This window comes from Mesorhizobium sp. P170090 (assembly GCF_057786115.1).
In genome coordinates, this window is record NZ_JBYNWH010000001.1 from 2,935,524 (window position 1) to 2,960,769 (window position 25,246).

Here is a 25,246-nt window from a genome sequence, read left to right on the forward strand (position 1 = left end):
AACAGGGAAGCCCCGGGATCAAGACCGCAAAGACGGTCGGAACCGGTGAAACGACAAGGCCGCGACAAGACGGCCGACCATGAAAGAACAAGAACGCGGCAGGCCGGCACGGTCCAGTCGTGCACAATGGGGACGGCGGGCAGGTTTTCGTGGCGCGGGGGCGCATGGGGACTGCTACGAGCAAAAAGCCACGACCGGCCGGAACAGGCTGGCGTGGCTTTTTGCGTTGATGAGGCCCAATCGAGCGGCGCCGATGCGCCTAGACAGGCCCAATGAAGGATGAAATTGTCCCGCCTTCGGAAAGAAGCGCGGCCAGAGCGGCTGCGCGAGTGTGGGAGGAGTTCTATCACCATGAAAAAAACGGGTATTTTGAGCGCGGCCGTATTTGGCCTGATGATGAGCGCGCCGGTTGCCTTTGCCGATGACATCACCATTTCGGTGGTCGGCCCGATGACCGGACAGCTCGCCACGATCGGCGACCAGTTCAAGCAGGGCGCAACGGCAGCCGCCGACGCGATCAACGCCGCCGGCGGTGTCAACGGCTCGATGATCAAGCTCGACATCGAGGACGACCAGTGCGATCCCAAGCAGGCGGTTTCGGTGGCCAACCGGATCGTTGCCAACAGCGTCAAGTTTATCGACGGCCATGCCTGTTCAGGTTCGAGCATCCCGGCTTCCGCCGTCTACGCCGAGGCCGGCGCGCTGATGATGAGCCCGGCCTCTTCCAATCCCGAGCTGACCGATGCCGCCGCCAAGGCCGGCTGGCCGACGATCATGCGTCTCTATACGCGTGACGACGCGCAGGGCGCCTTCATTGGCCCGTGGATCGCCAAGAAATATGCCGGCAAGAATGTCGTTATCCTGCATGACAAGAGCGCCTACGGTCAGGGCGTTGCCGATGCCGTGAAGGCGACTATGAATGCCGGTGGCCTCAAGGAGATCGACTATGAAGGCATCAATGCCGGCGAGAAGGATTATTCGGCTCTCGTCACCAAGCTGAAGGACCTCAAGGCCGACGTTGTCTATTTCGGCGGCTATCACCCGGAAGCCGGGCTTATCCTGCGTCAGTCGGCCGAGCAGAGCGTCAAGTTCCAGCTGATCATGCCGGACTCGATCGCCTCGCCGGAATTCTGGCAGGTCGCCGGCCCCGCCGGTGAAGGCACCCTGTTCGTCTTCCCGTCGGACCCGCAGGCCAAGCCGGAAGCCAAGGAGGCCATCGCCAAGATCAAGGCGGGCGGCTTCGTGCCGGAAGGCTTTACGCTGTTCTCCTACGCCGTCGTTCAGGCGTTTGCAGAGGGCGTCAAGCGCGCCGGAACGGACGATCCGGTCAAGGTAGCCGAAGCGCTGAAGAACGGCACGCCTTTCAGCACCGTGGTCGGCGACGTGACCTTTGATGAGAAGGGCGATCTGAAGAACGCCAGCTACGACATCAACCAGTGGCATGACGGCAAATACGCGCCAATCGCGCAGTAATCGTCCGCGTACTCAAGGAAATGGCCGGGCTTGTCCTGGCCATTTTTCGTTCAAGCCTCCAGCCGGCTATGCAGCCTCTTCAACGAAGCGCACCAGCACCGTTCCGTCGGGGACCTGCGCGCCCTCGGTGGCGATTTCCGCGATCACGCCGTCATGGCTGGCCGCGATCGTGTGCTCCATCTTCATCGCTTCCAGGATCAGTAGCGGCTGGCCCTTGATCACCCTTTCGCCCTTTGCCGCGCGCACCAGCTTGACCACGCCTGGCATCGGCGCGCGCAGGCTGCCGGAAGCGGCGGCCGCCTCGTCGGTGCGCGCCAGCGGATCCGGGACGAAGAAACTGTAGCCGACCGCGCCTTCGAAGACGGTGACGTGGCCTGGCCAGCGGGCAAGGCGAGGGGCGGCGCGAAGATCATGCGAATTGACGCTGTCATAGGGCGCGTCCAGCGCCACCTCGAAGCGCCCGTCCGGCCGCACTGAAACACGCGCCAGTATATCGTCCTCGCCATGGCGCAGGCGCGTGCGGCGCGCAATGCTGTGGAAATGCGCATAGCCGGCAAGCGACGACCACGGATCGTTCGACGGCGGCAAGGCACCGGCGCCCGCCGCGGCAAGGGCCGCCGCGGCAACGATCTCGCTGCTCGGCGGGGCCACCGCGGTCAGCGCTTCCTGATGCCTGCCGATCAGGCCGGTATCGACATCACCGGCGGAAAAATCGGCGTCCGCGGCAAGTGCCGCGAGAAACGCGGTGTTGACGGTCGAGCCGGCAATCTCGGTCTGCGACAACGCAGTGCCGAGCGCATCGAGCGCCGCCTGCCTGTCCTTGGCGTGGACGACCAGCTTGGCGATCATCGGATCGTAGAAGGGCGAGATCGCGTCGCCGGCCCGCACGCCGGTTTCAATGCGCATCGTGGCGCCTTCGGGCGGCTTGTCGGGAAACGCCAGGTGATGCAGCGTACCGGTCGCCGGCAGAAACCCTTTCGCCGCGTCCTCGGCATAGATGCGCGCCTCGAAGGCGTGGCCGGAAAATTGGATTTCGCTCTGCGTCTTGGGCAGCTTTTCGCCGGCGGCTACGCGCAACTGCCATTCGACGAGGTCGGTGCCGGTGACCATTTCGGTGACGGGATGCTCGACCTGCAGGCGGGTGTTCATTTCCATGAACCAGAAGCGGTCGGCCTTCAGCCCTTGCGACGCATCGACGATGAATTCGATGGTGCCGGCGCCGGAATAGCTGATCGCCTTGGCGGCCTTGACCGCCGCTTCCGTCATCGCCTCGCGCAGCGCCGGCGTCATGCCGGGCGCCGGCGCTTCCTCGATCACCTTCTGGTGGCGGCGCTGCGCGGAGCAGTCGCGCTCGTAGAGATGCACGGCATTGCCAAAATTGTCGCCGAATATCTGGACCTCGATGTGGCGCGGCTTCTCGACATATTTTTCCACCAGCACGCGATCGTCGCCGAACGCGGCCTTGGCCTCGCGTCGTGCGCCCGACAGCGCCTCGGAGAAATCGTCGGGATGTTCGACCCGGCGCATGCCCTTGCCGCCACCGCCGGCGCGCGCCTTGATCAGAACGGGATAGCCGATCTCACGCGCCTTGGACGCCAGCAGCACGATCTCCTGCGCCTCGCCATGATAGCCGGGCACCACCGGCACGCCGGCCTTTTCCATCAGCCGCTTGGCCGCGTCCTTCAGACCCATGGCGCGGATCGAGGCAGCCGACGGGCCGATGAAAATCATTCCCGCCGCCACCACCTGGTCGACGAAATCAGGGTTTTCCGAGAGAAAGCCGTAGCCGGGATGGATGGCCTCGGCGCCGGTCGCCAGCGCCGCCGCAACAATCTTGTCGCCGCGCAGATAGCTTTCGCCGACGGGCGAGGGACCGATATGCACCGCCTCGTCGGCCATCTCGACATGCAGAGCCTCGGCATCCGCGTCGGAATAGACGGCAACCGTGCGCACACCGAGCCTACGTGCGGTGCGGATCACCCGGCAGGCGATCTCGCCGCGATTGGCGATCAGGATCTTGGCGAACATGGAGCCTCCAGAGTTTGCCATAGGTGACGCCGCCCCGACATGTCCTCTCTCACGCAAGCCTTCGCTATTGCCACACCCTGCGTTGGCAACCGACCGTTGTCAAAAAAGCTTTGAGGTTGCCGTCCCTATTTGGATGCCGCGATTTCGCAGGCGCCCCCGGTGTTGACCTTCAATCCGCCGCGGCCAGCCTGGCATGACTTCAAAGCCGCGTCTTCGGCAGCCTTTTGTGACGCTGCGTTCAGGCGCGAGCCGCAGATAATGTATAACGACGTTATCCGCATATAGGGCGTGGTCGCATAGGCTGAATGACCGCCGGCCGCCACATAGGCGTTGAAGGCCTTGGTGCACGGGGCTTTCGGGTTTCCTAGCAATTTCGGCCAGAATCGGGTGTCTCCCTTGCTGCCCGCCAGCGATCCAGCCGCCCCGATACCGGGTGCCGTAAATACGAGCAGGCCGGCAAGCATCGATACAGTAATTCGTTTGATGCGTGTCGATTTCATCTTGCGCCGCCCATTTGAAAAATGCCCAAGCCGATGCTTGTCGGCCTACTTCGATGCCGCAACTTCGCAGCCAGCCCCTGTAATGACCTTGTAATGGCTGCGGGCAGACTCGCAGGATTTCATAGCCCGTTCTTCGGCAGCCTTCTGTGACGGTGCATTCAAGCCCGAGCCGCAGATGATGTACAACGAACGGATCCGGGCATACGGCGTGGTCGCATAGGCCGAATGGCCGCCGGCGGCCACATAGGCGTTGTAAGCCATGGTGCACTGGTCTTTCGGGCTTTTCGGCAAATACGGATAGAAATGGATGTCGCCTTTGCTTCCCGCCAGCGATGCCGCGGCGCCAACGCCGGGTACCGCAAATATAAGCAAGACTGCAAGTACCGACGCAGTCGTTTTTCCCGAATATTTCGGCCTCATCTTTACCCCATCCCCGTTGCCCAATGCGGGATGAACAATAGCGTCTATTCTCCAGTGCCGCCAGCCTGCTCACCGAAAATTGCTTTTGCGTAGGTGGAGGAACCATCTTATCCATGCAGACTAGCATCCTCCAATGGCAGCAACGGCTTGTCGGTATAGTTGAGCTGTTGGCTCGTCGAAGCAGCAGAAAATAACTGTTTCGGGCGTTGAGTTCTGTCCGACGAAGGTACCTGCGATGCCAACGGCGATCTGCGTCGCCTCATTTTTCGGATAGCGGTACATGCCGGTGGAGATCGCCGGAAATGCCACAGTCCGGCAATCCCTGGCGGCGGCGATTTCGAGCGATCTGATATAGCAGGAGGCGAGCAGCCCGGCTTCGCCTTTGCCGCCGCCTTGCCAGACAGGTCCGACCGTGTGGATGATGTAACGTGCCGGCAGCCTGTAGCCCTTGGTAAGCTTTGCTTCGCCGATCTTGCAGCCGTTCAGCATCCGGCATTCGAATTCGAGCTCCGGGCCGGCGGCGCGGTGAATGGCGCCGTCGACGCCGCCGCCGCCCAGTAGCGAGGAATTGGCGGCGTTGACGATGGCATCGACCGCAAGCCTGGTGATGTCGCCGGTGTGGACATGTATCCGTTCGCCGAACTTGCTCATCCTACATCCTGAACACGCCGAACTTCGTTTCCTCGATGTCGGCGTTGAGCGCGGCCGACAGGCTGAGCGCCAGCACCTCGCGCGTTTTCGCCGGGTCGATGATGCCGTCGTCCCACAGCCGCGCCGAGGAGTAGAGCGGGTGGCCCTCATGCTCGTATTTCATCAGGATCGGCTTTTTGAATTTCGCTTCCTCCTCAGTGCTCCATTCACCACCCTTGCGCTCGATGCCCTCGCGCTTGACCACCGCCAGCACGGTCGCCGCCTGTTCGCCGCCCATCACCGAAATGCGCGCGTTCGGCCACATCCACAGGAAGCGCGGCGAGTAGGCGCGGCCGCACATGCCGTAATTGCCGGCGCCGAACGACCCGCCGATGATCATCGTCACCTTCGGCACCTTGGCGGTGGCGACCGCCATCACCAGCTTGGCGCCGTCCTTGGCGATGCCGCCGGCCTCGTATTTTCGCCCGACCATGAAGCCGGTGATGTTCTGCAGGAAGATCAGCGGGATCTTGCGCTGGCAGCACAGTTCGATGAAATGCGCGCCCTTCACAGCACTTTCGGAAAACAGCACGCCATTGTTGGCAACGATGCCGACCGGCATGCCCTGCAGATGGGCAAAGCCGGTGACCAGCGTGGTGCCGTAATTCTGTTTGAACTCGTCGAACTCGGAGCCGTCGACGACGCGCGCGATCACCTCGCGCACATCATAGGGCTGGCGCAGATCCGTCGGCACGATGCCGTAGAGTTCACGCGGATCGTGAAGCGGCGGCGTGGGTTCCTGTAAGCTCAGGCTTACGGTCTTGCGCCGGTTGAGGTTTTTGACGATGCGCCGGCAGATGGCCAGCGCATGTTCGTCGTCCAGCGCATAGTGGTCGGCGACACCGGACAGCCTGGTGTGCACGTCGGCGCCGCCAAGCTCCTCGGCGCTGACATCTTCACCCGTAGCCGCCTTCACCAGAGGCGGGCCGCCGAGAAAAATGGTCGCCTGGTTGCGCACCATGATCGTCTCGTCCGACATTGCCGGCACATAGGCGCCGCCCGCAGTACATGAGCCCATGACGCAGGCGATCTGCGGAATGCCGGCCGCCGACATGTTGGCCTGGTTGTAGAAGATGCGGCCGAAATGCTCGCGATCGGGAAACACCTCGTCCTGATTGGGCAGGTTGGCGCCGCCGCTGTCGACCAGATAGACGCAAGGCAGATTGTTTTGCAGCGCGATCTCCTGTGCGCGCAAATGCTTCTTCACCGTCAGCGGATAATAGGTGCCGCCCTTCACCGTGGCGTCGTTGACCACGACCATCACCTCGGTGCCTTCGACACGGCCGACGCCGGCGACGAGGCCGGCCGAGGAAATCTCCTCGCCATACATGGACCATGCCGCGAACTGGCCGATCTCGAGGAAAGGCGAGCCGGTGTCGAGCAACTGCGCCAGCCGCTCGCGCGGCAACAGCTTGCCGCGCGAAACATGACGCTCGCGCGCCTCCTCCGAGCCACCGCGCTCGACGGTTGCCGCCTTGTCCGCAATGTCGGAAACCAGAGCCCGCATGCGCTCGGTGTTGGCGAGGTAGGTTTCGGAGGAGGGCGAGATCTGGGTTTGAAGTAAGGCCATGCTAAACCCCTTCCGCCATGATCTCGCGCCCGATCAGCCAGCGGCGGATCTCGCTGGTGCCGGCGCCGATCTCGTAGAGCTTGGCGTCGCGCAACAGCCGGCCGGTCGGATACTCGTTGGTATAGCCGTTGCCGCCAAGCAGCTGGATGGCGTCGAGCGCCATCAGCGTCGCTTTTTCGGCGGCAAACAGCACGCAGCCAGCGGCATCCTTGCGTGTCGTCTGGCCGCGATCGCAGGCAGCCGCGACGGCATAAACGTAAGCGCGCGCGGCGTTCATCGTCGAATACATGTCGGCAAGTTTGCCCTGCACGAGCTGGAACTCGCCGATCGGCTGGCCGAACTGCTTGCGCTCATGCACATAGGGGACGGCAACGTCGAGACAGGCCGCCATGAGCCCGAGCGGTCCGCCGGCGAGCACGGTGCGCTCGTAGTCGAGGCCCGACATCAGGACCTCGACGCCGCGGCCCTCCTCATGCAGCACATTGTCATAGGGCACCTCGACATTGTCGAACACCAGTTCGCCGGTGTTGGAGCCGCGCATGCCGAGCTTGTCGAGCTTTGGCGATGCCGAGAAGCCGGCCATGGTCTTTTCGACGATGAAGGCGGTGATGCCGTGCGATTTCCGCTCCGGATCGGTCTTGGCGTAGACCACCAGCGTTTCGGCGTCGGGGCCGTTGGTGATCCACATTTTCGAGCCGTTGAGCACATAGCGGTCGTTGCGCTTTTCGGCGCGCAGCTTGAGCGAGACGACGTCGGAGCCGGCGCCCGATTCCGACATGGCCAGCGCACCTGCCCTTTCGCCCGAGCACAATGCCGGCAGGAATTTCTCCTTCTGCGCCGGCGTCGCCCAGCGGTTGATCTGGTTGACGCAGAGGTTCGAATGGGCGCCGTAGGAGAGACCAACCGAGCCCGAGGCGCGCGAAATCTCTTCCACCGCAATGACGTGGGCAAGATAGCCCATGCCGCTGCCGCCGAAATCGGGATCGGCGGTGATGCCGAGAAGGCCGAGCGCGCCGAGCTCTTTCCACAGATGCGTGGGGAATTGATTGCTGCGGTCGATCTCGGCAGCGATCGGCGCTATTTTCTCCTGGGCAAAGCGGCGCACCAGATCGCGTAGCGCCTCGATGTCCTCGTCATGCCCGAAGCTGAGTGTGTTCGTGTACATGCCGTTCCTCCCCGATTTCGATCTTCGCGCCAACCAGGCGCATTGTCATTGAAAGATATGTCGCCGTGACTTCAGCCATCGACAGCCGCTCGCCCGGCCGGAACCAGACGATGACGCCGGTCATCATCTGGATCAGGGCCATGGCAGTGAGCCCGGTGTCATCGACACTGAAGGCGCCGGCCTCCGCGCCGTCGCGCAGGATGGTGCGTAACTCCTTCTCATAGGCGGTGCGCATGCGCAGGATCTGCGTCAGCCGGTCATGCGACAGGCTGCGCAATTCCATGTTCGAGACATGGGTGGAGTGGCGGCGCTCGATGTGGAAAGCGATGTGGTTTTCGACATAGGCGGCAAGCCGCGTTGCCGGATCGGCTGCGTCGGGGCGTGCGGCGTCCCACGCTTCCATCAGCCCTTCCATATGTTCGCGCATCAGCGTGAACAGCAGGTCTTCCTTGGTCGGAAAATAGCGGTAGAGCGCGGCCGCCTGGACGCCGACCTCGGCGGCAAGCTGCCGCATCGACGTCGCCTCATAGCCGAAGCGGGCGATCAGGCTGACCGCTGCCTCGCGGACGGCCGCTTCAGTTTTTTCGCCATCGGATCCCGTTGTGCGTGCCATGATCGCCTCCCGGTATTTAGTAATAAAACGAACGTTCAATTAATTCAAGCGGCAATAAAGTGGTTCCGTCTAGACAATGATCCGAAAGTCGATGGGCGCGTCGAGGAGTTCGAATTCTTCGATCTCGACCTTCGAAACCGAAGCTCCCCGTGGCCCTTGCCGGAGCCGTTCGATCATTGTGGAAACCGCAGCATCGGCACCGGCAATCGAGGCCGTCACCGTGCCGTCTCGTTCATTGCGTACCCAACCTACGAGGCGAAGCCCTATCGCTTCGCGTCGCGCCCACATCCGATAGCCGACGCCTTGCACCTTACCATGCACGCGCGCCTGCACCGCCTTTTGCCGGTCGTTATCTCCCATGCTCAAGAACTGGCGCGGGATCGGATGAAAGCAACAGCCTTGAACGGTTGGATTGTTGTTGGATCGACGGAAGCCGGGGACCCGGCTGATTCTGTCTTGGCCTTTGGCGGCATTGGCAGGCCGTGTCGCGACGGCAATCGGCCGGGCTAATTTCCCCGCGCAGCGGCGAGCGCGCCGGGCAGTTCCTCGGCAAAGATGTCGAGCTCATGATCGAGGCCGACGCTGATCCTTATGCAACGGTCGAGCCCTGGCGCCATTGGTTTGCGAATGAACACGTCGCGCGACAAAAGATTTTGCAGCACTTTCAGCGCGAAGGCGCCGTCCTTGCCGCAATCGATGGTGACGAAATTGGTCGCCGATGGCAGCGGCTTCAGCCCGTTCGTCTCGGCAATCCCGGCTATACGTGTGCGTCCGGCAGCGACTCGCGCCACCACGCTGTGCAGCCAGTCCTGGTCGGCCAGCGCCTCGACGCCGGCGATCTGCGCCAATCGGCTGACGCCGTAATGGTTGCGGATCTTCTCGAAATCGCGGATCACCTCAGCCTCGGCCACCGCATAGCCGCAGCGTATGCCGGCCAGCCCGTAGGCCTTGGAGAAGGTGCGCATGCGGATGACGTTGGGCCGCGCGACATCGATCGGCGGCAGCGCCGAGGCCGGCCCCAATTCGCCATAGGCCTCGTCGAGCACCAGCATGGTGGTTTCCGGCAGCGCTTCGACGAAGCGGGTGATATCTCCTGCTTCCCACCAGCTGCCCATCGGATTGTCCGGATTGGAGAGATAGACCAGCGGCGCCTTTTCTCGGGTGACCGCCGCCAGCAGGCCGTCAAGACTTTCCTTGTCGTTTTCGTAAGGCACCGTGACCAGCCGGCCGCCGACGCCGGCAATGTGGAAATTGAACGTCGGATAGGCGCCGAGCGAGGTGACCACTGCGTCGCCAGGCGCGACATACATGCGCGCCACCAGGCTAAGCAGCCCGTCTATGCCTTCGCCGACCACGACGTTTTCGGCGCCGACGCCGAGATGGCGGGCCGCAGCCTGCTTCAGATCGTAATTGTCGGGATCGCAATACATCCACTGGTCACGCGCGACGCGCTCCATACGGCCGATAACGTGCGGCGAAGGCCCGAAACTGCTCTCATTGGCGCCGATGCGGGCGCGAAAAGCACGTCCGCGCTCGCGCTCCTGCGCTTCCGGTCCGACAAACGGCACCGTGGAGGGAAGCGCGCCGACAAGCGGCGTGAGGGCAGGGCGCTGGCGCATGGCAAAAGCTCACGAGAAGATGAGCCTTCTTGCTAGCGTGCCCGATAGGACGGCGCAAGTTCTGGCGCGGCTGGAAATGGTGGTCATGACGCCCGGGATGAAATCGGCGCGGGTGGCCACGCTCTACGACTTGACTGCCGGTAGGCGGCAGCCTTTTGAAGGCCACTGCAGCCAATGACATGGCGACGGATGCTTCAAAAAAACCCGGCGGTTGCCCGCCGGGTTTGCTTTTCAGCCAGGCAGAGCCTGTTAGAACGAGCGCTGGAAGCGGAGGAGACCGCCGATGCTGCTCTTCTTGTCGGCATTGGTGAAGTTGGAGAAGTTGGCGTCGTCGAACTTGCCTGCGTTGAGGTAGTCGACTTCGGCCGTGACCGTGAAGCCGGGAACCACATCGTAGGCGATGTTGGCGGCGACGCCGAGATTCTTCCATTCGTCATACGAGACCTGGGCGTTGAACGAGGTCTTCTCGTTGATGGTGTAGGTGCCGCCACCCCAGAATGCCCAGTTGCCGCCCCACTGCTTGTAGAAGCCGCGGCCGCCAGCGTCGATCGCATAGCTCGAGTCCGTCAAATTGTCGTCGGTGCCGTAGCCGCCCATGATGAACAGCGACAGGTTCTGCATCGGGGTGACATCCAACCGAACCTTGCCGGCGACTTCTTCATAGTTGCTGTCATAAGCGACGACGCCGGTGATGGCGCCCCAGCCCTGCGTGTACTTCACGCCGCCGACGACATGCGGAACGTAGCTGTCGATGGTGTCGAAGCCCGAGCCTTCTTCGAGAGAGACGACGGCCGAGAAGCCGTTGCCCGCATCGAAGTAGTACTGGACGACGTTGGTGTCGAAGTCGCCGTAGGGAACGAGCGTATCCTGAAGGACGTTGCCGGCGTAGCCGATGAACGTGTCGAAGGCCGATTCGTCTTTACCGACGCGCAGACCACCGAGCTGGATCCAGGCGAAGTTCAGCGAAACGTTCTTGTTGCCGGCAGGGTTGGAGTTGAACTCGTCTGCTTCCGTTGCCGGATCGTCTGCCGACGGATAGCCGTTACGATTGCCGAAGTTGAAGCGGGTCTCGGTGTAGGTCTTCAAGGTGCCGAGTTCGGTTTCCTGGCCGGTCCAGGTCTTCAGCGTGAAGCGGGCGTTCTTGTAGAAGGTATCCTGCTCGTCGCCATCCTTATGGTCGAAGGACCTCGCACCGTCGAACGAGCCGACGTCGCCGGCGCCGATGTCGTAGCGGACATAGCCGCCGATGCGCAGGCAGGTTTCGGTGCCGGGGATGTAGAAGTAGCCGGCGCCGTAGACGTCGCAGATCTTGACGTATTCAGCCGGTTCCGGCTCGGCGACGACGACGGCGTCGGCGGCGCGCGCACCGGAAACTGCGATCAAGGCCGCAGCGGAGCCGAGGAGAAGGCTCTTAATGTTCATTTTCTGACCTCCAGTCAGAATCGAACAAGATAGTGAAGCCGGCGACAGGCGTTTTCGCTGTAATCAGTTGTTATTGTTGAGGTTTATTGAAAAATGGACTTTGCTGCGGGTGATGCGGCCATCACCACAGGCGCTTGTTTGCGAAAGCATGCCCTGAACCGGATTTGAGATAGCGCTCGAATGAAGCTGCCTTGGCCTGGTTCGAAAAGGCCATATAGGTGACGATCCGCCACGGCAGAAACTTGGATGTATGGCTGGATTTCCCCGCATTGTGCTCGACAAGCCGTCGTTTCAGGTCCGTCGTTATGCTGATATAGCGTTCGCCTTCGGCAGCCGCACTCTCCAGGAGATACACATACCACATGAGCTGCTCTCCTTTGCCGGGGCTTCGGAGGGCATCCTCTCCGCCATCCTGCTTCGCGCTGAGGGTTGGGTTTGTCCTGCGAAGCTCGAAGAGCGAAGCAGGACTGCCAATCGAATTTTGCAAGGGATGCTTTGGGCTTACGCTGTGCGGCACGTAGCACGCCACACGGTCCGGCCCTCCTACGCCAAGGCTTCGGAGGGCATCCTCTCCGCCATCCTGCTTCGCGCTGAGGGTTGGGTTTGTCCTGCGAAGCTCGAAGAGCGAAGCAGGATGGCGGAGAGGATGGGATTCGAACCCACGAGAAGCTTTTGACCTCTACTCCCTTAGCAGGGGAGCGCCTTCGACCACTCGGCCACCTCTCCGTTGCGCCGCTGGATAAAGAAAAGCGCGGGCACAATCAACAAGCCGGCGCCATTATCTCTGAAAATTCCGGATTTGGCCGCAGCGCCGCCTTTTGCATGCGGCGAATCTGCGGCCGCTCCCTGGCCGGCGAGTCGGCAGCAGCGCCGCAATTCCGGCCGGCGATCGCCGGATTCGGCCGCAATGCGGCGCGCTGGACAAGGCTTCCGGGCCCTTCGATAGTTAATGAGAGCTTTCTGACTGAGGCCAAATCGTGTCATTTGTGCAACAACGCCGGGGGATAGCACCCGCACAGCCCTTTTGCCGGTACGATCATGGTTGAACGCCGCCGCCTCATGGGTAATGTCAATTTCGAAGGAGCGGCGCGGTGCGCATCTTTTTCGGTAGTGGGGATGGGGCAGGGAACGCTGTCCTTCAGCAAAGAATACCCAGACCCGTTTTTTAACTTTTGACTGGAGGTCAGAAAATGAACATTAAGAGCCTTCTCCTCGGCTCCGCTGCGGCCCTGATCGCAGTTTCCGGTGCGCGCGCCGCCGACGCCGTCGTCGTCGCCGAGCCGGAACCGGCTGAATACGTCAAGATTTGCGACGTTTACGGCTCGGGCTACTTCTACATCCCCGGCACCGAAACCTGCCTGCGCATCGGCGGCTATATCCGCTACGATATCGGCGCCGGCGACGTCGGCTCGTTCGACGGTGCGACGTCTGCCGACGTTGAGGACGGTGGCAGCAACGACACCTGGTTCAAGCACGCCCGTTTCTCGCTGAAGACCTGGACCGGCCAGGAAACCGAGCTCGGCACCTTGAAGACCTACACCGAGACCCGCTTCAACTTCCAGAACAACAACCGTGATTCGGGCTTCGATCCGGACGGAGCCGGCCCCCTCTTTGGCTCGCCCAATGCTGCTGGCAACGGCGACACTGTCTCGCTGAACTTCGCCTGGATCCAGCTCGGTGGCCTGCGCGTCGGTAAGGACGAATCGGCCTTCAACACGTTCATCGGCTACGCCGGCAACGTCATTCAGGATACGCTGGTTCCCTACGGCGATTTCGACACCAACGTCATCCAGTACTATTTCGATGCGGGCAACGGCTTCTCGGCCGTGATCTCGCTCGAAGAAGGCGCGGGCGGCGGTACTCCCGGTTCCTACGGCGTGGGCACGATCGACAGCTACGTTCCGCATGTCGTCGGCGGCTTGAAGTACACGCAGGGCTGGGGCGCCATCACCGGCGTCATCGCTTACGACAGCAACTATGAAGAAGTCTCCGGCAAGGTTCGTTTGGACATCACCCCGATGCAGAACCTGTCGCTCTTCATCATGGGCGGCTACGGCACCGACGACAACCTGACGGATACGGGCTACGCGTTCCCGGCCGGCGGCCGCGGCTTCTACAAGCCGTGGGATGGCAACTGGGCAGTCTGGGGTGGTGGCACCTACACCATCAACGAGAAGACCTCGTTCAACGCTCAGGTTTCGTATGACGAAGGTGAAAACCTCGGCATCGCAGCCAACATCGCCTACGACGTCGTTCCCGGGTTCACGATCACTGCCGAAGTTGACTACGTCAATGCAGGCAAGATCGATGAGGTCGATACCCTTGGCACGAACCACAACTGGACCGGTATTACTGATGGCGACGACGCCATCGGCGGCATGCTCCGCTTCCAGCGCTCGTTCTAAGGTCTGGCTTTAGGCAAGTGAATACCAGCCCGGGCGCATCTACGCCCGGGCTGTTTTGTTTCGTGACTGGAACAAGGCAAGCAGAAGGAACAGGGGGAATCGGCAGCTGAACAGTCCGTAGGGTGAGTTCGTGGGATCCGCTGATGGGCGGATGAATTCACAACTGCGTGATTAAATCTCTTGAAAGGACGCTTCCAAGCGGGTAGGTCTGACTCTATCCACTCGGGGGTGTGGCAATTTATGACCATCGACGCGATACAAGAGGGCGACCCCTCCGAACATTTCTCAATGTTCTCTTCTCAAAATGCGAAGATAAAATACAGCTACAACAAGATCAGAGAAGTAAAGTCGCACCGGGTCGGAGAGCTTTTTTCAGCATACCGAGACATACTCTGGGATGATGGGCGACATAAGTACAATGTCAGCTCCTTCATCGGCGAAATAGACGAGATTCTCCTCGGAGAACGGTTCAGCGCCTTCGACCAGAGCACCCTTGACAACCTTATCGGCACCTTGCGCCAGCGCGGCAACAGCAACGCAACCATCAATCGAAAGATGGCTGCCCTCAGCAAACTGCTGCGCAAGGCTTACAAGATGGGGGATATCCACAGCCTGCCCGAGTTCCGCCGCCAGAAGGAGCGGGCGGGACGGATACGTTTCCTCGAAAGGGACGAAGAAGCAAGGCTGTTCGCCGCCATCAGGACCCGCAGCGAGGATGCCTACCGTCTTTCATGCTTTCTCGTGGACACCGGATGCCGTCTCGGCGAGGCGCTCGGACTGATCTGGAACGACATCCAGGAACACCGCGTCTCGTTCTGGATCACCAAATCCGGCCGCAGCCGCACCATCCCGATGACCGAGCGGGTCAAGGAGGTCATCAAACTGCCCCCGTCAGAGGGCCGCCGGCCCAAGGGCCCGTTCACCAAACTCAGCCAGGCACAGTTTCGCGCCATCTGGAACGATGCCAAGGCTGAAGTCGGTCTCGGCGCCGACGACCAGGTGGTGCCGCACATCTTGCGTCACACCTGCGCCTCACGTCTGGTCCAGGGCGGCATCGACATCCGCCGCGTGCAGATGTGGCTTGGCCACCAGACGCTTTCGATGACCATGCGCTATGCGCATCTGGCCACCAACGATCTCGACGGCTGCGTCGTCGTGCTGGAGACACCACGCGGCGAAGGGCTGTCCGGCGATGGAAAAAGCTCGGCCTTCGCATCGCCGCTGACCACGGCCTCAGTGCCAGCGCCTGCTCAAAAAAGCAAAACGGCAGCGGCGAAGGCACCCAAGGCGCCCCGGAAAAGCTCGAAAGCCAAATAGTTACCCAAGGCTTTCATATACTGCCACGACAACCCCAGGATCAGATTTGATCTTGGGGTTTACTTATCCTATCCAAACATTCCGCTTCATCCAGGAAAGCCGCGATAGCGCCCGGCAAATTGCCTGTCTCCAGGAAGGGGGCATGACCCTGGCCCTCGACGGTGGTCGCTTCCATGCCGGGATGACGCTTTTGCATCTCGTCGAGTGTGTCGGCCGACAAGAGTTTCGAGTTGGCGCCGCGAATGGCAAGCAAAGGTATCGCCGCCAGCGCCTCGAACAGCGGCCACAGATCCGGCAACGGCTTGCTGAGGTCGAGGCCCGCCACCGTCTCGACCAGCTGCGTGTCGAAATCCGGCAGCAGGAGGCCTTCGTCCGTCTCGCGGTAGAGGGCCGACACCATCCGCTCCCAATCCCCCTCGGTCAGAGCGGGAAAATCCGCGCCGTGCGCGACGCGTTGCGCATCGATCGCCTCAGCGCGGCTCTTCGGTTTCGGTGCCGGGTCGAGATAGGTTTGGATATGGGCGAGCCCCGCGGCCTCGATCACCGGTCCGATGTCGTTCAGCACAATGGCTTTCAGCGCGGCTGGCCGCAGCGGGCCGAGCACGTGGATGATCAGCCCGCCGCGCGATGTGCCGATAAAGGCCGCTTCCTCGACGTTCAGAGCGGCCAGTCCGGCGAGGACATCGCCGGCCTCGATGCCGACATTGTAGTGGCCGATGTCAGGGTCGTAAGCGGACTGGCCGCGGCCACGGTAGTCGAAGGCGATGACCTTGCGCGGATTGTCGGCCCGCTGTGACAAATAAAGCGCCAACTCATGAAAGTCGCGCGCGTTGCGGGTCAGTCCAGGCAGGCAGACCACCGGCCAGGTTCCCGAGTTTGTCTCACCGTAGATGCGAGCGTGAAGTCTGAGGCCGTCCGGCGCTGTGTAGAAGAAATCGGAAAAGCCGTCGGTGCTCGACATATTAAAAGGACTCCCTGGCCGGATTGTCTCCGTCTGCTACAGGCGAGGGTGGGAGCGGTCAAATCGAGGGTTGTCGGCAAGCTGACACTCTTGGAAATGTCGCCCTCCTCTGTCCTGCCGGACATCTCCCCCACGAGGGGGGAGATTGGCGGTTCAGGCGCTACGCCCTTCCTTCGACGTTGGAGATTGGCGAAATCGGCAACGACAGCTGATCTCCCCACTCGTGGGGGAGATGGCCGGCAGGCCAGAGGGGGGCGCGAAGGATCGCCAACGTCTGCCCATGGCGACAGCTCTGCCGCCTCAACCCCGCCCGTTCACCAAATCCCCAACGATGTCGTACTTCCCCGAAATACGCATCTTGTAGACCTCGTAATTCTCCATCACGCGCTGCACGTAACTTCTTGTTTCGGTGTAGGGAATCCGCTCGATCCAGTCGACGACGGCGTCGATGCCCTTGCCGCGCGGGTCGCCGTACTTGGCTACCCATTGGCTGGCGCGGTTGGGGCCGGCATTGTAGCCGGCGAAGGTCAGCACATAGGAGCCGCCGAAGCGGTCGAGCTGCTCGCCGAGGAAGGCAGCCCCCAACGTCGCATTGTAGCCGGCATCGCTGGTCAGCCGATCCTGGGAAAAGCTCAGTCCTGCCTTCTTCGCCAATTGCTTGGCGGTGCCCGGCATCAGCTGCAGCAGGCCGCGCGCGCCGGCGCTGGAGACGGCGCCGACATTGAATTCGCTTTCCTGGCGGGCGATCGCATAGGCCAGCGCCTTGCCCGAGCCGGATATGTCGGCGGTGTCGGGAATGACGCCCAGCGGATGCGACAGCGCGCCGACATCGATGCCGCGCGCGCCGGCGATCTTGCCGATCTTCAGCGCCATGAAATGATTGCCCTGCTTTTCCGCCAGCACCGCAAGCAGCGCCAGCTCGCCGGGGCTGGTCAACTGCCCGGCGAGGTCGCGGTAAAGCGTCTCGGCATAGCGGTCGTAGCCCGCCTCCTGCAGCCGCTTGATGGCGCTGACGGCTTCGCGGCCGTCAAAGCTTTGGCGGTCGTCAGTGCTTGGCTCGGGATAGACGATGTTCAGCGTGCGCAAGCCAACCCGTTCCGCCGCCAGCTGCCCGTAGAAAGTGGTGCCATAGGCTGCCGCCTTGGTGAAATAATCCTTCGCATTGCCGGGACCGCCGACTTCCGCCGCGCGGCCAAGCCAGTAATAGGCGCGTGACAGCGACATCGGTCCCTGCGCGAGATCGGCGATGCGGGCAAAATGGGTCGAGGCCGTCGCAGGATCGTTGAGGCCGCGCAACGCATACCAGCCGGCGTGGAATTCGGCCTCGGCGGCGCTGGCGGGGCTTTCGGCGGCATGCGCGGCAACGATCTTGTAGGCGGTCTTCCAGTCGCCCTGGTCGACCAGTGCGCGCGACAGCACGCGGCGCTCGACCCACCAGGCATCGGGATCGACCAGCGCGTCGCGGCTCGTTGGCGCTTTCATCATCACCGCGGCGGCGTCCGCAAACTTCCGCTGCTTGCGCAGATATTCGGCTTGCGCGAAGAAATAGCCGGCCGATTGCTGCGCGGCAGGCACCGCTTTCAACAGCTTGGCCGCGTTCTTGTCGCCACGCGAGGCGGCGGCCCAGGCATCGGCCAGCGGTTGCCCGCCGGCAAGTGCTGCGACCCGCAGTGCCGAATTCTCCCGGTCGGCATAAAACATCCGTTCCATGCGGAAACGATGGTCGGCAGCCGGAATGATGGCGCCAAACTCCTTGCTGACGGCCGCCTCGTCCCTGGCTTCCAGCTTCTCGGTGCGCCAGAATGGCGACAGCACGGAAAGCGCAGCCTTGGTGTTGCCAAGAGCTACATAAGAACGGGCAAGGATGACCACGCCTTGAAAGGTCAGCGGCTGGCTGCCGTCAAAGGCTTTCACCACGGTCTGCGGCGAGGGGTTTTCGCGATAAAGCGCGCGCTCGCTGTTCTTGCGCAGAGCGATGGTGCCCGGCCAATTCGGCAACATCTTTGCGGTATCGGCAATCTCGCTGCTCGGCACACGGTCGCCGCCATAGAGCGCGATCGCCCAGGCCAGGATATGGCGGTCCAGCGAACTGGCCGGCAATGTTTCGCGCACCGCTCGTGCCGCGGCGATATCGCCGGTCGCCAACGCGTCGAGACTGCCTTTCAACACGGCGATATTGGCGGAGGGCGCATCGGTCTGCGCTCCATCTTGCATGTCAGGCATCGGGATCGATGAGGTCGTCTGCTCGTCGACGCTCTCGTTTGCCGCCGTTCCCACTATCAGCAGGGCAACGGCGCCAAGCAATATGAAGCGGAGTGGCCGACTGGCCGGCATGATCCTGATCTTTCCCTATTGCGGCACTTTAGATGGCAAGCCCAGGTGCCCGAGAGCCTAGACTTAGGTCGTGAAGAGCTCGTAAACAAAGGGTTATCGAGGCCGTTCGAATTGCGCTTGCTGGCACCATCGGCATGCTTGCCGCGCAACAGTGTCGAGACTATGGTGCGCGGCTTCGCTTTCGGCTAGAAGGCGCCCGATGCATGTCGCCCAAAAGCGGGAACCGGTTTTGGGACGATGACACGCATAAACAAACAAGTTCCAAGGAGTTGGACGACATGCTGAGAGGCTCGCTTACTGCGCTCGTGACGCCGTTCGAAAAGAGCGGACGTTTCGACGAGAAAGCCTTTCGCGCCTTCGTCGAATGGCAACTTGGCGAGGGCACGACGGGCCTCGTCCCGGTCGGCACCACCGGAGAGTCGCCGACGCTGTCGCATGACGAGCATCGCCATGTCGTCAAGGTCTGCATCGATGTGGCCAAGGGCCGCGCTCCGGTCGTCGCCGGCGCCGGCTCCAACAACACCGCTGAAGCGGTCGGTCTGGTGCAGTACGCCGAGCAGGCGGGCGCCGACGCCGCTCTGGTCGTCACGCCTTATTACAACAAGCCAACACAGCGCGGCTTGTACGAGCATTTCGCTGCCGTCGCCAGGGCGACCAAGCTGCCGATCATCATTTACAACATCCCGCCGCGCTCGGTGATCGACATGATGCCGGAGACGATGGGCAGGCTGGCGCACGACTTCAAGAACATCGTCGGCGTCAAGGATGCCACCGGCAAGGTCGAGCGCGTGTCCGAACAGCGCGCCACCTGCGGCGAGGAGTTCATCCAGCTTTCAGGTGAGGATGCCTCTGCCCTCGGCTTCAACGCTCATGGCGGTGTCGGCTGCATCTCGGTGACGTCGAATGTCGCGCCGCGGCTGTGCGCCGAATTCCAGGAAGCCACACTGTCCGGTGACAGCGCCAAGGCGCTGGAATTGCAGGACCGTCTGCTGCCGCTGCACAAGGCCATCTTCCTTGAGCCCGGCCTGTGCGGCGTCAAATACGCGCTGTCGAAGATTGGCAAGGTCGAGAACGTGGTGCGCTCGCCGCTGGTGACGATCGAGCCATCGACCGCCGAGAAGATCGATGCGGCGATGAAGCACGCCGGCTTGATAAATTAAGGATGAGGCGCCACCTCTCCGCATCATGAACCAGGTCAGAAAAGCCGATCCCAACAACAAGACCGTTGCGGAAAACCGCAAGGCGCGGTTTTCCTATGAGGTGCTCGACACGGTCGAGGCCGGCCTTGTGCTGACCGGCACCGAGGTCAAGTCGCTGCGCCAGGGCCAGGCCAACATCCAGGACAGCTACGCCTCGGTGGAGGGCGGCGAGATCTGGCTGATCAATTCCTATCTGCCGGAATACCTGCAGGCCAACCGCTTCAACCATGAGCCCAGACGGCGCCGCAAGCTGCTGCTCAACAAGCGCGAGATGGCAAAACTTGCGCAGAGCATCGACCGCGAAGGCATGACGCTGGTGCCGCTGAAAATCTACTTCAACGACCAGGGCCGTGCCAAGCTGCTGCTCGCCGTCGGCCGCGGCAAGAAACTGCACGACAAGCGCGAGACAGAAAAGCAGCGCGACTGGTCGCGCGAAAAGGGCCGGCTCATGAAGGAACGCGGCTAGAATCTCAGGCAGCCCCAGAAAAGCCAGACATCGGCTTTCAAGTTTCGAACAGCTGCAACAGCAAAACACGATGGGGAAAGGTTTGAAGAACCGGATCATCCTCTGGGGTGCGGCCAGTCTGGTCTTTGCCGGCCTCGTCGCAGCAGGCGGCTTCTTCTATTTCCGGACCTTCTCGCCCGATCGTGACAGCTATCCGGTCAGGGGTATCGACGTTTCCCATCATCAGGGTGAAATCGACTGGCGCCGCGTTGCCGCCGACGATGTCGCCTTCGCTGTCATCAAGGCGACCGAGGGCGGCGACCATGTCGACGATGCCTTCGCCAAAAACCTGCGCGAGGCGCGCGCGGCCGGACTTGCCGTCGGCGCCTATCACTTCTTCACCTTCTGCCGGCCGGGCGCCGACCAGGCGAAAAATTTCATCGCGGTGGTGCCGCACGACCAGCCGCTGCTGCCGCCGGTCGTCGACATCGAATTCGGCGGCAACTGCCCGCAACGCCCGTCGCCGGAGCAGCTGAGCGCGGAACTCCAGGCCTTCCTCGGACCGGTTGAAGCTGCGTTCGGCAAGCCGGCGATCATCTACCTGACCGACGAGGCTGAGGACGCCTATGCCGGACAGATGGCTGTGCGGCAGCGCTGGCTGCGCTCGCTGGCGTTCAAGCCGAGCGAGGACGGCTGGATTTACTGGCAGTACCACAATATGGGCCGTGTCGACGGGATCGAGGGCGATGTCGATCTCAACGTCCTGCAGGGTGGGCAGCAAACGCTGGCCGAGCTATTTGCTGCGCCCGCATCGCTCTCTTCGCAAAAGCCTCCATCGCCTTGAACGAATCAGCTGGCCTTGAGTTTGGCATCCGCAGTCTTACGCAGGCTTGGGAACAGGCCTGGAAAGAGCCGAAAAAGCCATCCCCGCGGCCATGATCAGTACGGCGGCGAACTGGGCGCCGGTCGGCGTCTCGCCGAGCACCGTCATCGCGATCAGCACGGTTGCGATCGGCACGCATGGCATGAACAGCGATGGCGCCTGCGACCCCAGCTGCCGGACGATATAGGTGTACAGGAACATGGCGGCCGCACCTGCCAAAAACCCTTGAATGACGATCTGGCTGGCAATCTCGGCCACTGATGCCGCGCGGAGGCCGCTTGGGGCAAAGAAATAGAGCAACGGCAGCGGCACGCATGACAGCAGCACCACCGTTGCGGTCGCCGCAACCGGAACGACGCGCCAGCGCCGCACGAGAACGGCATAGGTGGCAAACATCGCGCCGGATCCGACGAACAGAAGATCGCCGAAGAGGACATCCTTCATGCCGCCGCCAGTGCGCACGGGTGCAATGAACAGGATCAGCCCGGCGATGATGGCTGCGACGCCGATGGTTCGCTGGCGCGAGGTTTTCTCCCTCGTGGCGATGCGCGACAGCACGAATGAGAAGAACACGATCGAGGCAGGGCAAAGTGCGGCACCATGCGCTGCCGGCGCATAGGTCAGTCCCCAATTGATGATGATAGGGTAGGGCAGTCCGGCCAGTGCCGCCAGCGTCAAGGCACGCCTCCAGCCCAATGCCTTGCCAGTCGCCCGGCCGTTTCTCCAGACGACCAGCAGCATGACCATGCCGGCGCCGGCAAAGCGCAACGTTGCCAAATCGGTCGCGGTCAGATGTTCCCGCAGGCTGAAGCGGGCGGCGACGAACTGCACGGCGTAGATGCCGATCATGGCCAGGGCAGCAAGGATTGCCGGCTTCGTGTTTCGGTCCTCTGTCACGCGCATTCTTGTCCCGCTCGATCCTGCCAGCGGAAGGGTACTTCCTCCAGACGGCTTTCGTTGAAAACGCAGCCTATTGTCGAAAATGGTGCGTCAAAATATGCTGTTTTCGCAATGTGGAAGTGAAAGTCACGCGATATGGGCGCTGCAAACGTGAATCATGAATCCGATCAGCTCGACGCCATCGATCGCAGCCTGCTTCGGTTGCTGCAGGAGGACGGGCGTCGCACGACGCTTGACCTAGCAGCCCGTGTCGGCCTGTCGCCGACCGGCACCAGCCAGCGCGTGAAGCGCCTTTTCCGTGAGGGTTTCATCACCGCGGTCCGGGCCGTGCTCAATCCGCAAAAGATCGGCCGCGGCACGCTCGTCTTCATCGAAGTCAGGCTCGACCAGGCGGCGCCGCATGTGTTCGACCGTTTCGCCGAAGCGGTAGCAAGGGCCCCCGAAGTGCTGGAGTGCCATATGGTCGTGGGCGGCTTCGACTATCTGGTGAAAGCGCGCATTTCGGAAATGGCCGCCTATCAGGATTTTTTGAAGCGCGTGATCCTGCCGCTGCCGGGTGTCAGGGAAACGCACACCTATGCGTCGATATCGGACGTGAAGCCGGACGCGCTGCTGCCGGTGTGAGGGCCGGACCAACGCAAGCGGTTGCCACGCCTCCGCTTCAAGCGGCCTGGGAAACCTCCGGCGCCAGCGTCACATTCGCATCGCCCCAGACCTTCAGCACGGTGATCACGGGCTCTAGGCTTCGGCCACGAGGCGTCGGGCTGTACTCGACCTTCGGCGGCATCTGCGCATAGACCTTGCGGGCGATGAGCCCAGTCTGGCTCGCTCGGCTATGCGCAGGCGGCAGCACTGCCGACGACGGCGATCACCGCCTTTGAGGCGCTGTTCGACCGCCTCAATGTGAAGAAGCTAGTCATCGGCGCCGCGAACACCATCCTGATCGTCGGCGGCGCCGGCGGCGTCGGGTCGATCGCGGTCCAGCTCGCGCGCCAGCTGACCGATCTGACGATGATCGCCACCGCATCGCGGCCCGAAACCCGCGACTGGGTCGCAAGAGCGTTTCGGTCCACTGGGAGCCGATGTTCACCCGCTCGCTGTATGAAACGCCCGATATGGCCGCGCAGGGCGAACATCTCAACGAACTGGCGCGCCTTGTCGACGCCGGCACCATCCGCACCACGCTGGGCGAGACGTTCGGCCCAATCAATGCCGCCAATCTGAAGCGCGCCCATGCGCTGATCGAGACCGGCAAGGCCAAGGGCAAGATCGTGCTCGAGGGATTTTGAGAGGCAGCGTCTAGTTCCGCAGGAACGACGCGATCTCGCTGAATACCTTGACGAACATCGCTTCGGTCAGCACCCCAGTGTTGGTGTTGTAGCGCGAGCAGTGATAGCTGGAAAACAGCGTGACGCCGCCGGCCGGCAACTGACCGCCGTGCTTGAACGGATAGGCGGCGACGCGCTGGCCCAGCGCCCTGACGGTCGACTGGTGGGCGATGGAGCCCAGCGCCAGCAGGGCGCGCAGTTTGGGAAAGCGTGCAATCGTCGGCACCAGAAAGCTGCGGCAAGTGGCGATCTCGGCGCCGACCGGCTTGTTTTCAGGCGGCACGCAGCGCACCGCATTGGTGATCGCGGTGCCGATCAGTTCGAGCCCGTCATCCGGCCGCGCCTTGAACTCGCCGCGGGCAAGACCGTGAGCGATCATCGTTGAGTAGAGCAGGTCGCCGGCATAGTCGCCGGTGAACGGTCGCCCGGTGCGGTTGGCGCCGCGCAGGCCGGGCGCCAGCCCGACGATCAGCAGCTCGACGGCGTCCTCGCCATCAGGCGGCAGGAAAGTCGGCACCGGCGCATTGAACCACGACGGCTCGCGCTGCCGCCAGTCTGCGATGAAATCATGCAGGCGCGGGCAGAGCGGGCAGTCGCGGTCGGGTTCGGGAGCGGCGTCCAAGGCCGCCGCCGTCAATAGTCTTCCTCTTCGACTTCGGCCGGCTCGGGCCTGCGCACCGGCCGTTCGGAGGGATCGCGGCCGACCTCGTTCTTCAGCGAGGTCAAATCGATGAAATGGTCGGCCTGGCGGCGCAGATCGTCCGAGATCATCGGTGGTTGCGAGGCCATGGTGGAGACGATCGAGACCTTGCGGCCGCGCCGCTGTAGCGCTTCGACCAGTGTGCGGAAATCGCCGTCGCCGGAGAAGATGACATAGTGGTCGACGACATCGGCAAGTTCGAGCGCATCGACGGTCAGTTCGATGTCCATATTGCCCTTGATCTTGCGGCGGCCGGTCGAGTCGGTGAATTCCTTGGCCGGCTTGGTCACCACCTTGAAGCCATTGTAGTCGAGCCAGTCGATCAAAGGGCGGATCGAAGAGTATTCCTGATCCTCGACCAGAGCGGTGTAGTAATAGGCGCGCAGCAAATAGCCGCGCTTCTGGAAGCTGGACAGCAGTTTGCGGTAGTCTATGTCGAAGCCGAGTGCGCGCGAGGTGGCGTAGAGATTGGCGCCGTCTATGAAAAGAGCGATTTTTTCACGGGGGTCGAACATGGCAATATTCCTTTTTCGAAATAGGTGGCGGACTAATCGAAATGGGTCGTTATATCGGTCGGCTCGTAAATAAACCGGCTGACCTTTCGTCAACCGAGATAGCGCCAGTTTTACGGCAATCCAAGGGTGCCGGGGCGCACTGCAAGCAATTGTGATCGGAGCCGTGTCGTCGCCGGTAGGCGGGCTTTGCCGGCAAGGCATTCACCGGCGCCAGAGACTGGCATTCGCCAGCCGATGGGGCCACGGCGCCATAATGCTTGTATTTTGGCGGCGTTCGGGTTATGGACCGCGCCTGTTTTCCATCAAATCCAGGCATGAAAGGGGCAATCAATGGCCCGCGTAACCGTTGAAGACTGCATCGACAAGGTCGACAACCGCTTCGAGCTCGTGCTGCTCGCCGGCCACCGTGCCCGCCAGATCAGCCAGGGCGCGCCGATCACCGTGCCCCGCGACAACGACAAGAACCCGGTCGTAGCGCTGCGCGAGATCGCCGACGAGACGCTGTCGCCCGACGACCTCAAGGAAGATCTGATCCACTCGCTGCAGAAGCATGTCGAGGTCGACGAGCCCGAGGCCGACGGCGAGGCGATCGCCGACCAGACCGGCAACGCAGTTGCAGCTACCGATGCCGACGACGCCGAAGAAAACGTCACCTTCGATCGCATGACCGAGGAAGACCTTTTGGCCGGCATCGAGGGCCTGGTTCCCCCGGAAAAGAGCGACGACTACTAATCGCTGCCCTGGACCTGCCGGGAATAT

Annotated in this window: 25 protein-coding genes, 1 tRNA gene and 2 pseudogenes; 10 read left to right on the forward strand and 18 right to left on the reverse strand. The window is 62.3% G+C overall.

The features are described 5' to 3' along the window. Positions 1–351 precede the first annotated feature (351 nt). A complete protein-coding gene (locus AC3EML_RS13845) occupies positions 352–1,473 on the forward strand; it encodes an ABC transporter substrate-binding protein (RefSeq protein WP_023687260.1) in 1,122 nt (373 codons plus the stop codon). Positions 1,474–1,539: 66 nt separating this feature from the next. Here AC3EML_RS13845 and AC3EML_RS13850 read toward each other — a convergent pair whose 3' ends face one another. The 9 genes from AC3EML_RS13850 to AC3EML_RS13890 form a co-directional block, all read right to left on the reverse strand. Further along, positions 1,540–3,501 carry an acetyl/propionyl/methylcrotonyl-CoA carboxylase subunit alpha gene (locus tag AC3EML_RS13850; RefSeq protein ID WP_352521866.1) on the reverse strand — a complete coding sequence of 654 codons (1,962 nt, stop codon included), beginning with the start codon at positions 3,499–3,501 and terminating at the stop codon, positions 1,540–1,542. Between the two features lie 125 nt (positions 3,502–3,626). After that, positions 3,627–4,001: a hypothetical protein gene (locus AC3EML_RS13855; RefSeq protein ID WP_352521865.1), complete on the reverse strand. Its 375-nt coding sequence runs from the start codon at positions 3,999–4,001 to the stop codon at positions 3,627–3,629. A 45-nt stretch (positions 4,002–4,046) separates the two neighbouring features. Beyond that, a complete protein-coding gene (locus tag AC3EML_RS13860; RefSeq protein WP_023670207.1) occupies positions 4,047–4,421 on the reverse strand; it encodes a hypothetical protein in 375 nt (124 codons plus the stop codon). Between the two features lie 120 nt (positions 4,422–4,541). After that, positions 4,542–5,072, reverse strand: coding sequence for an O-acetyl-ADP-ribose deacetylase (locus AC3EML_RS13865; protein ID WP_352521864.1), 531 nt, complete (start codon positions 5,070–5,072; stop codon positions 4,542–4,544). Between the two features lies 1 nt (position 5,073). Beyond that, positions 5,074–6,681, reverse strand: a complete 1,608-nt coding sequence (locus tag AC3EML_RS13870) for a carboxyl transferase domain-containing protein (RefSeq protein WP_352521863.1) — start codon at positions 6,679–6,681, stop codon at positions 5,074–5,076. 1 nt (position 6,682) lies between these two features. Beyond that, a complete protein-coding gene (locus AC3EML_RS13875) occupies positions 6,683–7,846 on the reverse strand; it encodes an isovaleryl-CoA dehydrogenase (RefSeq protein WP_352521862.1) in 1,164 nt (387 codons plus the stop codon). Further along, positions 7,815–8,459, reverse strand: a complete 645-nt coding sequence (locus AC3EML_RS13880; protein WP_352521861.1) for a TetR/AcrR family transcriptional regulator — start codon at positions 8,457–8,459, stop codon at positions 7,815–7,817. Before AC3EML_RS13880 ends, AC3EML_RS13875 begins: the two co-directional genes overlap by 32 nt. Before the next feature lie 69 nt (positions 8,460–8,528). Beyond that, entirely contained in the window at positions 8,529–8,819 is a 291-nt protein-coding gene (locus AC3EML_RS13885) for an acylphosphatase (protein ID WP_352521860.1), read from the reverse strand. Positions 8,820–8,965: 146 nt separating this feature from the next. Further along, complete coding sequence (locus AC3EML_RS13890; protein ID WP_352521859.1) at positions 8,966–10,078, reverse strand: pyridoxal phosphate-dependent aminotransferase; 1,113 nt, start codon at positions 10,076–10,078, stop codon at positions 8,966–8,968. Here AC3EML_RS13890 and AC3EML_RS13895 point away from each other — a divergent pair. Further along, complete coding sequence (locus AC3EML_RS13895; protein WP_352521858.1) at positions 10,077–10,256, forward strand: hypothetical protein; 180 nt, start codon at positions 10,077–10,079, stop codon at positions 10,254–10,256. The two genes, AC3EML_RS13890 and AC3EML_RS13895, sit on opposite strands and share 2 nt — an antisense overlap. 71 nt (positions 10,257–10,327) lie before the next feature. Here the strand turns inward: AC3EML_RS13895 and AC3EML_RS13900 are convergent, their stop codons facing one another. The 3 genes from AC3EML_RS13900 to AC3EML_RS13910 all read right to left on the reverse strand — a co-directional run bounded on the left by AC3EML_RS13900 (position 10,328) and on the right by AC3EML_RS13910 (position 12,226). Next, on the reverse strand, positions 10,328–11,500 hold the full coding sequence (locus AC3EML_RS13900; protein WP_352521857.1) for a porin: 1,173 nt from the start codon (positions 11,498–11,500) through the stop codon (positions 10,328–10,330). A 121-nt stretch (positions 11,501–11,621) separates the two neighbouring features. Then, entirely contained in the window at positions 11,622–11,864 is a 243-nt protein-coding gene (locus AC3EML_RS13905) for a GIY-YIG nuclease family protein (protein WP_352521909.1), read from the reverse strand. Between the two features lie 271 nt (positions 11,865–12,135). Beyond that, positions 12,136–12,226 (reverse strand) — tRNA-Ser (locus AC3EML_RS13910). 464 nt (positions 12,227–12,690) lie between these two features. On the opposite strand from AC3EML_RS13910, the gene AC3EML_RS13915 reads away from it, so the two are divergent. Next, positions 12,691–13,905, forward strand: coding sequence for a porin (locus AC3EML_RS13915; RefSeq protein ID WP_023731410.1), 1,215 nt, complete (start codon positions 12,691–12,693; stop codon positions 13,903–13,905). 240 nt (positions 13,906–14,145) lie between these two features. Further along, positions 14,146–15,222 carry a tyrosine-type recombinase/integrase gene (locus AC3EML_RS13920; RefSeq protein ID WP_352522269.1) on the forward strand — a complete coding sequence of 359 codons (1,077 nt, stop codon included), beginning with the start codon at positions 14,146–14,148 and terminating at the stop codon, positions 15,220–15,222. Between the two features lie 40 nt (positions 15,223–15,262). On the opposite strand, the gene AC3EML_RS13925 is transcribed toward AC3EML_RS13920, so the two are convergent. Both AC3EML_RS13925 and AC3EML_RS13930 read right to left on the reverse strand, forming a co-directional pair. Continuing rightward, entirely contained in the window at positions 15,263–16,183 is a 921-nt protein-coding gene (locus AC3EML_RS13925) for an alpha/beta fold hydrolase (protein WP_352522268.1), read from the reverse strand. A gap of 300 nt (positions 16,184–16,483) precedes the next feature. Next, positions 16,484–18,517: a lytic transglycosylase domain-containing protein gene (locus tag AC3EML_RS13930; protein WP_352522267.1), complete on the reverse strand. Its 2,034-nt coding sequence runs from the start codon at positions 18,515–18,517 to the stop codon at positions 16,484–16,486. Positions 18,518–18,795: 278 nt separating this feature from the next. Here AC3EML_RS13930 and dapA point away from each other — a divergent pair, with 278 nt between their 5' ends. The 3 genes from dapA (at position 18,796) to AC3EML_RS13945 (ending at position 21,005) form a co-directional block, all read left to right on the forward strand. Further along, positions 18,796–19,677, forward strand: coding sequence for a 4-hydroxy-tetrahydrodipicolinate synthase (dapA, locus tag AC3EML_RS13935; RefSeq protein WP_023684500.1), 882 nt, complete (start codon positions 18,796–18,798; stop codon positions 19,675–19,677). Positions 19,678–19,702: 25 nt separating this feature from the next. Further along, the gene (smpB, locus tag AC3EML_RS13940) at positions 19,703–20,182 is read left to right on the forward strand and encodes an SsrA-binding protein SmpB (RefSeq protein WP_023670226.1); all 480 of its coding nucleotides are present in this window, start codon (positions 19,703–19,705) and stop codon (positions 20,180–20,182) included. Between the two features lie 82 nt (positions 20,183–20,264). Further along, positions 20,265–21,005, forward strand: a complete 741-nt coding sequence (locus AC3EML_RS13945) for a glycoside hydrolase family 25 protein (protein WP_023670227.1) — start codon at positions 20,265–20,267, stop codon at positions 21,003–21,005. A 36-nt stretch (positions 21,006–21,041) separates the two neighbouring features. Here the strand turns inward: AC3EML_RS13945 and AC3EML_RS13950 are convergent, their stop codons facing one another. Next, the gene (locus tag AC3EML_RS13950; RefSeq protein ID WP_245263125.1) at positions 21,042–21,941 is read right to left on the reverse strand and encodes a DMT family transporter; all 900 of its coding nucleotides are present in this window, start codon (positions 21,939–21,941) and stop codon (positions 21,042–21,044) included. Positions 21,942–22,079: 138 nt separating this feature from the next. Between AC3EML_RS13950 and AC3EML_RS13955 the strand changes: the two genes are divergently transcribed. Then, positions 22,080–22,568: an Lrp/AsnC family transcriptional regulator gene (locus AC3EML_RS13955; protein WP_050592001.1), complete on the forward strand. Its 489-nt coding sequence runs from the start codon at positions 22,080–22,082 to the stop codon at positions 22,566–22,568. A gap of 37 nt (positions 22,569–22,605) precedes the next feature. Here AC3EML_RS13955 and AC3EML_RS13960 read toward each other — a convergent pair. Beyond that, a pseudogene (locus AC3EML_RS13960) lies at positions 22,606–22,761 on the reverse strand (winged helix-turn-helix transcriptional regulator); the annotation flags it as partial. An 8-nt stretch (positions 22,762–22,769) separates the two neighbouring features. On the opposite strand from AC3EML_RS13960, the pseudogene AC3EML_RS13965 reads away from it, so the two are divergent. Continuing rightward, positions 22,770–23,233 (forward strand): annotated as a pseudogene (locus AC3EML_RS13965) (zinc-binding dehydrogenase); the annotation flags it as partial. 10 nt (positions 23,234–23,243) lie between these two features. On the opposite strand, the gene AC3EML_RS13970 reads toward AC3EML_RS13965, so the two are convergent. Further along, positions 23,244–23,909, reverse strand: a complete 666-nt coding sequence (locus AC3EML_RS13970; RefSeq protein ID WP_023731417.1) for a uracil-DNA glycosylase — start codon at positions 23,907–23,909, stop codon at positions 23,244–23,246. Continuing rightward, a complete protein-coding gene (locus AC3EML_RS13975; protein WP_023670234.1) occupies positions 23,906–24,487 on the reverse strand; it encodes a LabA-like NYN domain-containing protein in 582 nt (193 codons plus the stop codon). The genes AC3EML_RS13970 and AC3EML_RS13975 overlap by 4 nt, the downstream gene beginning before the upstream one ends. A 330-nt stretch (positions 24,488–24,817) precedes the next feature. On the opposite strand from AC3EML_RS13975, the gene rpoZ reads away from it, so the two are divergent. Then, positions 24,818–25,219 carry a DNA-directed RNA polymerase subunit omega gene (gene rpoZ / locus AC3EML_RS13980; protein ID WP_023670235.1) on the forward strand — a complete coding sequence of 134 codons (402 nt, stop codon included), beginning with the start codon at positions 24,818–24,820 and terminating at the stop codon, positions 25,217–25,219. Positions 25,220–25,246: the final 27 nt, after the last annotated feature.

Bases quoted from the DNA above. Each gene is read 5' to 3' on its own strand.
- AC3EML_RS13845 (WP_023687260.1), top strand. From the start codon at position 352: ATGAAAAAAACGGGTATTTTGAGCGCGGCCGTATTTGGCCTGATGATG.
- AC3EML_RS13850 (WP_352521866.1), bottom strand. From the start codon at position 3,501: ATGTTCGCCAAGATCCTGATCGCCAATCGCGGCGAGATCGCCTGCCGG.
- AC3EML_RS13855 (WP_352521865.1), bottom strand. From the start codon at position 4,001: ATGAAATCGACACGCATCAAACGAATTACTGTATCGATGCTTGCCGGC.
- AC3EML_RS13860 (WP_023670207.1), bottom strand. From the start codon at position 4,421: ATGAGGCCGAAATATTCGGGAAAAACGACTGCGTCGGTACTTGCAGTC.
- AC3EML_RS13865 (WP_352521864.1), bottom strand. From the start codon at position 5,072: ATGAGCAAGTTCGGCGAACGGATACATGTCCACACCGGCGACATCACC.
- AC3EML_RS13870 (WP_352521863.1), bottom strand. From the start codon at position 6,681: ATGGCCTTACTTCAAACCCAGATCTCGCCCTCCTCCGAAACCTACCTC.
- AC3EML_RS13875 (WP_352521862.1), bottom strand. From the start codon at position 7,846: ATGTACACGAACACACTCAGCTTCGGGCATGACGAGGACATCGAGGCG.
- AC3EML_RS13880 (WP_352521861.1), bottom strand. From the start codon at position 8,459: ATGGCACGCACAACGGGATCCGATGGCGAAAAAACTGAAGCGGCCGTC.
- AC3EML_RS13885 (WP_352521860.1), bottom strand. From the start codon at position 8,819: ATGGGAGATAACGACCGGCAAAAGGCGGTGCAGGCGCGCGTGCATGGT.
- AC3EML_RS13895 (WP_352521858.1), top strand. From the start codon at position 10,077: ATGGCAAAAGCTCACGAGAAGATGAGCCTTCTTGCTAGCGTGCCCGAT.
- AC3EML_RS13890 (WP_352521859.1), bottom strand. From the start codon at position 10,078: ATGCGCCAGCGCCCTGCCCTCACGCCGCTTGTCGGCGCGCTTCCCTCC.
- AC3EML_RS13900 (WP_352521857.1), bottom strand. From the start codon at position 11,500: ATGAACATTAAGAGCCTTCTCCTCGGCTCCGCTGCGGCCTTGATCGCA.
- AC3EML_RS13905 (WP_352521909.1), bottom strand. From the start codon at position 11,864: ATGTGGTATGTGTATCTCCTGGAGAGTGCGGCTGCCGAAGGCGAACGC.
- AC3EML_RS13915 (WP_023731410.1), top strand. From the start codon at position 12,691: ATGAACATTAAGAGCCTTCTCCTCGGCTCCGCTGCGGCCCTGATCGCA.
- AC3EML_RS13920 (WP_352522269.1), top strand. From the start codon at position 14,146: ATGACCATCGACGCGATACAAGAGGGCGACCCCTCCGAACATTTCTCA.
- AC3EML_RS13925 (WP_352522268.1), bottom strand. From the start codon at position 16,183: ATGTCGAGCACCGACGGCTTTTCCGATTTCTTCTACACAGCGCCGGAC.
- AC3EML_RS13930 (WP_352522267.1), bottom strand. From the start codon at position 18,517: ATGCCGGCCAGTCGGCCACTCCGCTTCATATTGCTTGGCGCCGTTGCC.
- dapA (WP_023684500.1), top strand. From the start codon at position 18,796: ATGCTGAGAGGCTCGCTTACTGCGCTCGTGACGCCGTTCGAAAAGAGC.
- smpB (WP_023670226.1), top strand. From the start codon at position 19,703: ATGAACCAGGTCAGAAAAGCCGATCCCAACAACAAGACCGTTGCGGAA.
- AC3EML_RS13955 (WP_050592001.1), top strand. From the start codon at position 22,080: ATGGGCGCTGCAAACGTGAATCATGAATCCGATCAGCTCGACGCCATC.
- AC3EML_RS13975 (WP_023670234.1), bottom strand. From the start codon at position 24,487: ATGTTCGACCCCCGTGAAAAAATCGCTCTTTTCATAGACGGCGCCAAT.
- rpoZ (WP_023670235.1), top strand. From the start codon at position 24,818: ATGGCCCGCGTAACCGTTGAAGACTGCATCGACAAGGTCGACAACCGC.